The organism is Levilactobacillus spicheri DSM 15429, assembly GCF_001435095.1.
Taxonomy (GTDB): Bacteria; Bacillota; Bacilli; order Lactobacillales; family Lactobacillaceae; genus Levilactobacillus; species Levilactobacillus spicheri.
This window is the reverse complement of sequence record NZ_AZFC01000033.1, coordinates 1-487: the sequence shown is the minus strand read 5'-3', so window position 1 is coordinate 487 and position 487 is coordinate 1. Positions and strand designations below refer to the sequence as shown.

1 protein-coding gene is annotated in these 487 nt (G+C 42.9%); it reads left to right on the top strand.

What is annotated here, in order from left to right:
- Nucleotides 1-456, top strand: a 456-nt coding sequence (locus tag FD37_RS12645) for an IS30 family transposase (RefSeq protein WP_082605166.1), incomplete at its 5' end; no start/stop codon positions are given.
- Nucleotides 457-487: the final 31 nt, after the last annotated feature.

Here is a 487-nt window from a genome sequence, read left to right as displayed (position 1 = left end):
GGCCACTTTGAAGCTGATACCGTACTTTCTGGTAAACGTAAAGGTCAAGCTGTGGCTACTTTTGTGGAGCGTAAGAGTCGCCTGACAATTGTTAAACGGCTCCATGGTCGCGACAGTCAGTCCATGACTCAAGCCGTACTTGAACTAGCTAGTCAACTTCAAGACAAGCTCAAGACGCTTACCGTAGATCATGGTAAAGAGTTCGCTAACTATCAGACAATTGAACGGCGAACTGGTACACAGGTTTATTTTGCCCATGCCTATTCACCGCATGAAAGAGGCAGTAATGAGAACCGTAACCGAGTTTTGCGGCGCTTTATTCCCAAAGGCCAAGCCATTGAAGAACTAAGTGATCACCAATTGGTTCAAATTAATTGGTATTTGAATTCACGGCCACTTAAATGTCTTAATTGGCATACACCAATCGAGATCTTCTTGCTTAATTTACGTCATTAAATTCGTTCAAGTTATTTCTTGCAATCTGCCA